Annotated in this window: 6 protein-coding genes and 2 pseudogenes; 7 read left to right on the top strand and 1 reads right to left on the bottom strand. The window is 72.7% G+C overall.

Translation table 11 applies throughout. The features are described from left to right. Positions 1-10 precede the first annotated feature (10 nt). On the bottom strand, positions 11-2380 hold the full coding sequence (locus ACYVPE_RS02770) for a hypothetical protein (RefSeq protein ID WP_461031724.1): 2370 nt from the start codon (positions 2378-2380) through the stop codon (positions 11-13). Between the two features lie 201 nt (positions 2381-2581). On the opposite strand from ACYVPE_RS02770, the gene ACYVPE_RS02775 reads away from it, so the two are divergent. From ACYVPE_RS02775 to ACYVPE_RS02805, 7 genes and pseudogenes are all read left to right on the top strand, one after another. Further along, a complete protein-coding gene (locus tag ACYVPE_RS02775; protein ID WP_461031725.1) occupies positions 2582-3631 on the top strand; it encodes a LacI family DNA-binding transcriptional regulator in 1050 nt (349 codons plus the stop codon). Next, a complete protein-coding gene (locus ACYVPE_RS02780; protein WP_461031726.1) occupies positions 3628-5223 on the top strand; it encodes an FAD-dependent oxidoreductase in 1596 nt (531 codons plus the stop codon). Before ACYVPE_RS02775 ends, ACYVPE_RS02780 begins: the two co-directional genes overlap by 4 nt. A 40-nt stretch (positions 5224-5263) precedes the next feature. Beyond that, a complete protein-coding gene (locus ACYVPE_RS02785; protein ID WP_461031727.1) occupies positions 5264-6529 on the top strand; it encodes an ABC transporter substrate-binding protein in 1266 nt (421 codons plus the stop codon). Next, on the top strand, positions 6526-7521 hold the full coding sequence (locus ACYVPE_RS02790; RefSeq protein ID WP_461031728.1) for a carbohydrate ABC transporter permease: 996 nt from the start codon (positions 6526-6528) through the stop codon (positions 7519-7521). The genes ACYVPE_RS02785 and ACYVPE_RS02790 overlap by 4 nt, the downstream gene beginning before the upstream one ends. Then, complete coding sequence (locus tag ACYVPE_RS02795) at positions 7511-8344, top strand: carbohydrate ABC transporter permease (protein WP_461031729.1); 834 nt, start codon at positions 7511-7513, stop codon at positions 8342-8344. Before ACYVPE_RS02790 ends, ACYVPE_RS02795 begins: the two co-directional genes overlap by 11 nt. Before the next feature lie 49 nt (positions 8345-8393). Then, a pseudogene (locus ACYVPE_RS02800) lies at positions 8394-8612 on the top strand (DUF3592 domain-containing protein); the annotation flags it as partial. 195 nt (positions 8613-8807) lie between these two features. After that, positions 8808-10335 (top strand): annotated as a pseudogene (locus tag ACYVPE_RS02805) (SCO7613 C-terminal domain-containing membrane protein); the annotation flags it as partial.

A 10335-nucleotide genomic window follows, 5' to 3' on the forward strand; every position in this document is an offset into this window, starting at 1 on the left:
GACGGGACGGTCAGGACGGCCGCGACGACCGGTCGCCCGGCGTGCGCACGCGGCTGCCGGCCAGCGTGTTGGTGCCCGACCTGGCCTGTGGCTTCAGGCCGTAGAAGACGCGTGGCGCGCCGTCGAGCGTGAGGGTCACCCGGCCCTGGGCCGGTGACAGCCGCCGGCCGCGGCCGATGGCGTCCAGCTCGCGCACCTCGTCGCCCGCGGTGACCGTGAGCCGGGTCTTGGTCGGCCAGGGGTCGACCCAGACCTCGGGGGCGGGGAAGTGCCAGTCGGTGCGCGTGCCCGCGGTGTTCAGCAGGTAGCCGTCGGCCCGGTTCCACAGGACGACCGCCGGTCCTTCCGGGGTGTCGAACCACAGGCCGAAGGTCTCCGGGTCGGGGAGGGTCAGCCAGCCCCGGAAGGTGGCCAGGTCGAGCACCCGAGCCGCGTTCGCGTAGGCCAGGAGCGACGGCTTGGGGCTGAGGTCGCGGTTCATCAGCCCGTAGTGGTACTCGACGTTCTCCGGGTCGGCGATCCCCGGCATGCCGAGCACGCTGTCGTGGAACTGGTACCAGCACACGCAGGTGACGCCCTCGGCCTTCGCCAGCGCGAGGGTGAGCAGGACGTTCTCGGCGGCGTGCCGGTAGGTGTCGTGCCACCAACTGTTCGGCCTGGTCGGCGCGTAGGCCTCGGTCAGCCAGATCTCCTTCTCACCGTGGAGCGCCATCAGCGTCTTCAGCTGCTTCAGCCCGCCGTAGAAGTTCCAGTAGGTGCCCTCGGGGCCTGTGCCCCAGTCGTCGCCCGGCGGTATGTAGTCGGGGGTGAAGTTGCCGCGACCTGGGTGGTAGGCAAACGCGTCGATCAGGTCCCAGCCGCCGGCGGCGACGAAGTTCTCCACCCAGGGCTTGTCCATCCCGGCGAGTCCGTTGTTCATCAGCTTGATGGCGGCGCCGGTCGCGGCCCGCCGGTCGAAGACCGGGCGCATCGCCAGGTTCAGGTAGGCCCGGGCGGCGTCTCCGGTGTTGAACGGCCGGTTCAGTTCGTTGCCGACCTCGAAGTACTCGGCGCCGGCCCCCTGCGCCACGGCCAGGTTGTCGGCCGCCCAGGCCTCGGCCACGGTGTCGGTCACGTCGAGACGCGGTTGCAGTTCGATGTTGTGGCGCATGCCCCGCGCGTCGAAGGCCGAGGGCGGCAGGCCAGGGCCGCCCTCGTAGGCGATGCGGACGAGCGAGACGCCGGCCAACTGCCAGAGGTCGAGCAGGGCGTCGGCATTCGGCCGCAGCAGCCACGGGTAGTTGGCGATCCCGAACATGCTGTCCGTGCCGGCCCGGTAGGTGAAGGGCGGCAGGGTCGCGAGGTTGGTCCTGGCGAACGCCTCGTCGTCCGCGGACCGCACGACGACCTCGGCGAACACGATGCCGGCGGCCGGCGCGGGCACGGTGAAGGTGTGCTGCCAGGTGCCCGCCGCCGGAACGTTGCCGGTCACCGTGGTGGCGGCCAGCCGCACGCCGTCGAAGTCGCGCACCGAAAGCTCGAGTTCGGCCGTGCGGGCGGCGCCGCCGTTGGCCACCAGGGCGGTGAGCCGCATCGGTTCTTCGGGGGCCTGGTAGAGGTTGAAGTCCCGGTCGGTGGTCAGTTCGAGGCCGAGTTCCAGGCCGCGGCCGATGGTGGCCGTGGCCGAGGGACTGGTCTCGGAGAAGAAGAAGTCGGCCCGGCTGGTCCACCCGCCGGCCGGGTCGGCCGTGCCCGGCGCGTGGATCCAGGTCGCGTTCGTCCACGCCTGGCGTGAGCGGTCCAGCAGGAACAGCCCGTGCAGGCCGCTCCAGGCCGAGGTGTGGGCGACGCCGGCGGTCTCCTCGTAGGGGATGCCGCCGCCGGCGTCGCGGACCCATGCGGTGATCGCGAGGTAGTCGTCGGGCGCGGCCGGCGCCTGGATCGCCCGGCTGAACAGGAAGCCGTCGGGCACCAGGGTGTCCGCGCCGGTGATCCGCCACTCAAGACCGGCGTGCCCGGTGGTGACGCTGAACCAGCCGGTGACGGTGGTCGGCCCGGCGGCCGCGTCGAAGGTGTAGTCCATCCGGATCGCCGGCGTCCCGTCCGGCAGGGCGGCCAGCGCGGGGGTGCCACCGGTCGACAGGTGGATGCCGGTGAGCCGGTCCTTGATCTGGAACCTCGACCCCGCGCTGCGGGTGACGCCGGCCGCGTCACGGATGGCGAGCCGGCCGCCGACGCTCGCCAGCAGGCTGATCCCGCCGGCGGTCAGGGTGACGTCGCCGTCCGCCGCGTGGGCCGTCACGGGGGTGGGATCGGCGATCAGCACGACGCCGGCGGCGAGCGCGGCGCCGAGAAGACCTCGACGGCTGAGGTGGGCGTCTCCGGCATGTGGGGTCGTCATCGTCTGCTCCCGTCTGGCCACACGCGCGCCTGGGTGCGCACGTCCGGCCGCACACTGGCCGTTGATAATGCCTATCTTCAACTTCGTGGCACGGACGGTCTCAACCAGACAGGCGGTTGGTCAAGGGGTATTGCACTTTTGTTTCTGCCGGTTTAACGTCTCCGGCGTCTGCTGAAGTTACGCATTATCACCGGAGGATCGATGCCACCGAAGCCGCGTCGGGTCACCCAGCGCGAGATCGCCGAGATCGCGGGGGTCAGTCAGACCACCGTCTCGGTGGTGCTGAACGACCGTGACGACACGAACGTGCGCATCCCGGAGGAGACCCGGGCGCGAGTCAAGCGGGCGCTCGAGGAGGCGACCTACGTCGCCGATCCGGCGGCCCGCCGGCTGGCCGGCCTTGACAACCAGATCATCGGCGTCTTCACCTACGAGGAGGCCCTGTCGCCCGAGAGCCTCGACTTCTACGGCCCGCTGCTGAACGGGATAGAACGAGCGGCCGAGGAGATCGGCTGGGACCTGCTGCTCTTCACGTCCTCGCCGGTCGAGAACGGCACCCGCAGCCTCTTCCACCGCAAGACCAGGCTGCGGCTCACCGACGGCTGCGTCCTGCTCGGCCAGCAGATGGTCGGCGCCGAGCTGGAACGGCTGGTCGCCGAGCAGTTCCCGTTCGTCGCGGTCGGCCGCAGGGACGAGACGACCGCGGCCGTGCCGTACGTCGGCGTCGACTACGTCACCCCGGCGAACGCCCTGATCGACCTGGCGGCGAACAGCGGACACCGCCAGGCCCTGTACGTGCACCGCGGCCGGGACACCGCCACCGCGCGGGACCGGCGCGGCGCGGTCGAGGCCGCTTCGGCGGCCGGCCGCATGGCGTTCATGCTGGTCGGTGAGGAGCGGGTCGCCGAGCTGCCCCGGCTGGCCAGGGCCACCGGGGCCACGCTGATCATCGCCGAGGACGCCTTCCTCACCGAGGACGTCGTCCTCTCGCTCGTCGGCGCCGGGGTGGACGTGCCGGGCGAGCTCTCGGTCGCCGCGTTCGGCGAGGTCCGCGGTCATCGCACCGACGGACGGGCGCTGACGGGCTTCCGCGTGCCGCGCAGGCAGGTCGCCGCCGAGGCACTCGAACTGCTCAGGCAGCTGATCACCACAGAGCCGCGGGAGTGGGCCGGTCTGGACACCCAGCGGCTCCTGGTCGCCGAGGTGGAGACGGGCGACACCATCGCCGCCAGGTCGGCGAGGCGGTCATGAACAGGATCACCACGGAGGTGGCGGTGATCGGCGGCGGACTCGGCTCGGTGGCGGCCGCCCTCGCGCTGCTGCAGCGCGGGCACCGGGTGGTGCTGACCGAGGAGTACCCGTGGCTCGGCGGCCAGTTGACGTCGCAGGCGGTGCCACCCGACGAGCACATCTGGGTGGAGCGGTTCGGCGTGACCGCCCGCTACCGGACCCTGCGGGAGAACATCCGCCGCTACTACCGGGACCACTACCCGCTGTCGGCGGCGGCCCGCGCGGACCGTGAACTCAACCCGGGGCGCGGCCGGGTGAGCAAGCTGTGCCACGAGCCGCGGGTGGCGCTCGCGGTGATCGAGGCGCTCCTCGCGCCGTACCGGTCGAGCGGCCGGCTGACCGTCCTGCAGCCCGCGGTCCCGGTCGGGACCGAGACGGTGGACGGGGTGGTCCGCACGGTCACGGTCGCGGATCCGCGGACCGGGACCGAGAGCGTGATCGCGGCGGAGTTCGTGCTGGACGGCACCGAGACCGGCGACCTGCTGCCGCTCACCGGCACCGAGTACGTCGTCGGCGCCGAGGCGCGGTCCGACACCGGTGAGCCGAGCGCTCCCGACATCGCCGACCCGGCCAACGTGCAGTCGATCGCCTGGTGCTTCGTCTTCGACCACGCCGCCGGGGACCACACGATCCCCCGGCCCGACGACTACGACGAGTGGCGCTCGTTCGAGCTGCCCTACTGGGGCGCGCCGATGCTGTCGTTCACCGCGCCCAATCCGCGCACCCTGGTGCCGGAGCAGCGCACCATGATCGTGAACCCGGAGCGGGACGCCTCGGGCGATCCGCGGTTCGACGCCGGGGACCAGGACCTGTGGCAGTTCCGGCGGATCGCCGCCCGGGGGACCTTCACCGACGGCCTGTACGACAGCGACATCGTGCTGGCCAACTGGCCCCAGCTCGACTACGTCGGCGGCTCGATCATCGACACCGAGGAACGACCGCGGCACCTGGCCGCGGCGAAGGCCCAGTCCCGGGCCTACGTCCACTGGCTACAGACGGAGGCGCCCAGGCCCGACGGCGGCCGGGGGTGGCCGGGGCTGCGGCTGCGCGGCGACCTGGTCGGAACCGGCGACGGCTTCGCCCAGGCCCCGTACATCCGGGAGTCCCGCCGGATCAGGGCGCTGACCACCGTCCGGGAGCAGGACATCTCGATCACCTCACGCGGGACCGCGGGGCCTGCCAGGTTCGACGCGTCCGTCGGGGTGGGGATGTACCGGATCGACCTGCACCCCTCGACCGGCGGCGACAACTACATCGACGTCGAGTCCGCGCCGTTCGAGATCCCGCTCGGCGCCCTGGTCCCGGTCAGGACCCAGAACCTGATCCCCGCCGCCAAGAACATCGGCACCACCCACATCACCAACGGCGCCTACCGGCTCCACCCGGTCGAATGGAACGTCGGCGAGTCCGCGGGCGAACTCGCCGCGCTCTGCCTCGACCGCGGACTGAGCCCACGGCAGGTCGCCGCGGAACCCGCACTCGTCGAACAGCTCCAACGCCGCCTGACCGAGGCCGGCGTCGAACTCCACTGGCCGGAGATCGTCGGCTACTGAGCCGGACCGGCCGACCCGCACGCTCGATAAGGAACCACCCATGATCAGAACCAGAAAGGTGCCGAGCGCCGTCGCCCTGACGACGGTCCTCGCACTCAGCGCCGCCTGCTCCGGGTCGACGTCCGACACCTCGGACGACGGCGCGGTGGAACTGCGGATGACGGTCTGGACCTCGGACAACGCCCAGCTGGGCCTGTTCGACAGCATCGCCGACGCCTACCTGGCCGACCATCCCGAGGTCACCGGGATCACCTTCGAGAGCCTCCCGTTCGCCGACTACAACACGACGCTCACCACCCAGATAGCCGGCGGCAACGCCCCGGACCTCGCCTGGATGGGCGACCTGTCGCGGGATCTCATCGCCTCCGACGCGCTCCTCGGGCTGACCGAGACGTTCGAGGCCACCCCCGGCTGGGAGTACGACGACCTGCTCGACAGCGCGACCGCGGAGTACAGCCGGGACGGCACGCTCTACGCCTACCCGTTCTCCAACTCGCCCTACGCCCTCTACGTGAACACCGACCTGCTGGCCGCGGCCGGGCAGGAGATCGATCCGGCCACCCTGACCTGGGACCAGGTCGCGGCCGCCGGAGCGGCCGTCCACGCCGAGACCGGCGAGGCCGGCTTCGTCGTCCGCGACTTCGACTACACGGCGTGGAACACGCTGGCCACCGTGTGGACCGGCTGGGGCGCGGCGGCGTGGAGCGCGGACGGCAGGACCTGCACCTTCGACAGCCCCGAGATGGAGGACGCCTTCACCTTCCTGCACGACGCGGTGTTCACCAGCGAGGCGATGCCGGGCCCCGGCACCACCGCCGACTTCTTCGCCGGCGACGCCGCCTTCACCGTCGCGCAGGTCTCCCGCGCCTCGCTGCTGACCGGCGAGTTCGACTTCGCGCTCCACCCGTTGCCCGCGGGCCCCGCCGGCGACTACTCCGTCCTCGGCCAGGCCGGGATGGGCGTACTGTCCTCCAGCGAGCACCCGGAGCAGGCGGCGGACTTCCTCGCGTACCTGACCAATCCGGAGAACGCCGCCCAGCTGGCCCAGTACTTCCCGCCGCCCAGGATGTCGCTGCTGACCGGGGACCAGCTCGCCGCGAACAACGAGGTGCTCGACGCCGCCCAGCTCCAGGCCGCGGTGGTCGACCAGTTGCCGGACGCCGTCACGCTGCCCAACCACACCAGCCCGGCGGAGATCGCCCAGCGGGGCAAGACGGCGCTCGACGCCATGTGGCAGCCCGACGCCGACATCCCGGCCGTCCTGCGCTCGGTCTGCGCCGCGATCGATCCGATTCTGGCCCGGTGACCACGACACGGGCCGCCGAGCGGACCAGCCCGCCGGCCACCGGGCGGGCCGCCACCGGCCGGGCGACCGCGCGGGCCGCCGCCAGGGCCGCACGCGGATCAGGGCCGGTCTTCTGGACGACCCGCCGGCGGGACGTACTGACCGGCTACCTGTTCGTCCTGCCGCAGCTCCTCGGGGTGGCGCTGTTCGTCCTGCTGCCGGTCGGCATGGCGATCTGGTACAGCCTGCACGAGCGGAACGTCTTCACCGGCGAGCAGACCTTCGTCGGCGGCGACAACTACGCGGCCCTGGCCGACGATCCGCAACTGCCCGAGGTGCTGCTGGCGACGGCGCTCTTCTGCGGTGGCGTGGTGATCGCCAACGTCACGCTCGGGCTGCTGATCGCCGTCCTGCTCAACCGGAGGTTCCGCGGCGTCACGGTGTTCCGGACGCTGTTCTTCTCCCCGGTGGTGGTCTCCGTGGTCGCCTGGACCCTGGTCTGGGGCTTCCTGCTCCAGGACAACGGCGGCGTCAACGGCCTGCTGGACACCGTCGGGATCGACGGGCCGAACTGGTTGCAGCAGGGCGACACCGCGATGCTGTCGGTGATCGTCACCCAGGTGGTGCGCGGCGTCGGGGTCAACATGGTGCTGTTCCTGGCGGCCCTACAGAGCGTGCCGCGCGAGCTGTACGAGGCCGCCCGCATCGACGGCGCCAACAGCCGCACGGTCTTCGCCCGGATCACGCTGCCGATGATCTCGCCGACGGTGCTGCTGGCCGTCATCGTCACGGTGGCCGGGGCGTTGCAGTCCTTCGCCCAGATCGCCGTCCTGACCGGCGGCGGTCCCGAGCTGTCCACCACGGTCCTCGTGTACTACGTGTTCCAGCAGGTCTTCGAGTTCAACGACATCGGCTACGGCTCGACGCTGGCCCTGATGCTGCTGTCCTTCGTCATGCTGCTCACCTTGCTGCAATGGCAGCTGCGCCGTAAGTGGGTGTTCTATGAGGACTGACCGAGTCCGGTCGGTACTGCTGGTGGTCGCGCTCGGCGTGCTGGCGATCCCGTTCGTGGTGCCGACGATCTGGATGGTCGCCGCGTCGGTGAAACCGCTGGCGGAGATCTTCAGGGCCCCGCCCTCGCTGTGGACCGACTCGCCGACGCTGGCCGCGTACCGCGAGGCGTTCAGCTTCCAGCCCTTCGCCCAGCAGTACGTCAACAGCGTCTACATCGCCGTGCTGGTCACGCTGATCACCCTGCTGGTGTCCAGCCTGGCCGGGTACGCCTTCGCCAGGATCCGGTTTCCCGGCGCGAACGCGCTGTTCCTGGTGGTGCTGACCGGGATGCTGGTGCCGAGCGAGGTGACGATCGTGCCGCTGTTCCAGCTGTTCACGTCGGCCGGCCTCATCAACACGCACTGGCCGCTGATCCTGGTGACCGCGCTGGCCGGGCCGTGCGTGCTGGCCACGTTCATCATGCGGCAGTTCTTCATCGCCCTCCCCGTCGAACTGGAGGAGGCCGGCCGCCTCGACGGCCTCGGCCGTCCCGCGATCTGGTGGCGGATCTGCCTGCCGCTGGCCAGACCGGCCCTGTCGGCGGTGGCGATCCTGACGTTCCTCGCCTCCTGGAACCTCTACCTGGAACCCACGGTGTACCTCACCTCACCCGAGCTCTTCACCCTGCCGCAGGCCCTGACCCGCTTCACCGACTCCTACGGCGGCCCGATGTGGAACACCCAACTCGCCGCCGCCACCATGACCGTCCTGCCGATGCTGATCGTCTTCGTGCTGGCCCAGCGCCAGTTCGTCGAGGGACTGTCCCACTCCGGACTCAAGTGACGCGCCACCCACACCGCCGCTTCGAGAGCCTGGCCGCGATGGACACCGCGAGGGCAGGGCCGTCACGGCCCACTGCACGTCGAACCTCCCGGACCCCGCCGGCGCGTACGGCCGTGACGTCACGGTCCACTACACCCCCGCCGACCCGGCCGAGTTCACGCTCGACCCCGCGGCCGAACACCGCTCGGAGCAGCGGGACGTGACGGTCGACGTCCTGGTGGTCGTCGTGCTCGTGGCGGCGGCCGCGGTGGGAGTGGCGATGCTCTGAGGCCCGGGAGGTTCCGGGAGACGAGGCGCCCGGCGACCCGCCGCGTACTCAGGGGGCGGTTGAGTACGCCGCCGGATGTCGGTCCTGGGCGGGGCGCGCGAGGGTGGCGGGATGGAACGTGCCATACCGCCCGCTGGTCGCTGCCCTGGCTGTGGCCTGGCCGTGGGGGACGCCGGGTGTCAGCGGTGTGCCGTCGTGGCGAGGGTCGCGGCGATCGACGCCGAAGTGGCGTGGCTGCGGGCGCGGACGGGCGCCCTGCTCGGCGAGCGCGCGGCGCTGCTCGCCCCGGCGCGGCCGCCCGCCAGGGCCGTCGCGGACGTGTCGCCGCCGGCCGTGCGGACCGTGTTGCTGCTGCTCGGCGGCGGGCTGCTCGCGGTGGCCGCCGTCGCCTTCACCCTGCTGAGCTGGGGCCGGCTCGGCATCGCCGGCCGGGGCGCGGTGCTCGGTCTCTCGACGCTGACCGTCCTCGCGCTGCCCGCGGTGCTGCTGCGCCGCGCCCTGGCGGTGACCGCCGAGGTGGTCGCCGGCGTCGGCCTGGTGCTGCTGGCCCTCGACGCCTACGCCCTGCACCGCGTGGCGCTGCCAGGGGCGGACGGCGCCTGGTTCGCGGCGGTGGCGGTGGCGGTGGCGGTCCTGGCCGGACTGTGGGCGGGCTACGGGCGGTTGCTGCCCGGGCTGCGCGCGGTGCCGCCGACCGCCGTCGGCCTGGCGCAGCCGGTGCCGGTGCTGGTCGCCGTGGCGCTGGACGCCGGTCCGCACGGCTTCGGGTGGGCGCTGCTGCTGACCGGCGTGGCGAACCTGCCGCCGGTGCTGTCCGGTTGGGGGACGGCCGCGGTGCGGCGGGTCGCGACGGTCGGCGGGCTGCTCGCCGGGGTGCCGGCGCTGCTGCTCGCGGGGGCGCTGTCGGTCGGGGCGACCGGCACCGGCGGGGCGCTGCGGGCGGCGGCGCCGCTGCTGGTCGGGGCGGCGGCGCTGGGGTGGGCCGGGTACCGGGGCGCGGGGTTCGGCACCCTGGTGCGGGTGTCGTGCTGGGCCGGGTCGGCGCTGGCGTCGATCTGGGCGGTCGGGGGCGTGGTGCGGGTGTCGCTGCCCTCGGCCGAGTGGCGGCCGGCGGGGTATCTGGCCTGCGCCGTCGGGGTGTTGGCGCTGTGCCTCGTGCTGGCCGGCCGGCGGCGCGAGGCGGCGTTCGGGGCGGCGGGCGCGGCCGGTCTTGTGCACGCCGGCGCGCTGTGGTGGTGGCTGCCGGCCGTGGCGGAGGCGGTGCTGGAGCCGGCCGGCTGGGCGACCCGGGTCTGGGCCGGCGCGCCCGGCGGCCCGGCGCGGGACGCGCTGGGGCCCGAGGTCGCCTGGTCGGGCGGGGTGGCCACCGCGGTGACGCTCACCATGGCGGCGTGCGGTCCGGTGCTGGCCCGCCGGCTGCCGGGCGTGGACCGGTGGCGGGGCCCGCTCGACCTGGTGGCCTGGGCGGTGGCCGGTGGGGCGGGCGCGGCGTGGGTGCTGGCCTCCGGGCTGCCGTATCCGGCGGCGCTGGTCGCGCTGACCGCGCTCGTCGTCGCGCTGCTCACGGCGGCGTCGGTGACCGGGGCGCCCGGCGCGGGCGCGGTCGGCCTGGTGCTGGCGGCCAGCACCGTCTGCTGGTCGCTGGCCGAGCGGTGGGCGACGCCGGCGGTACTCGCGGCGCTGGGCGCGGCGCGCGCAAGTCGGATCGTAGCCATGTCGTTCT

The organism is Streptomyces mayteni, assembly GCF_054783955.1.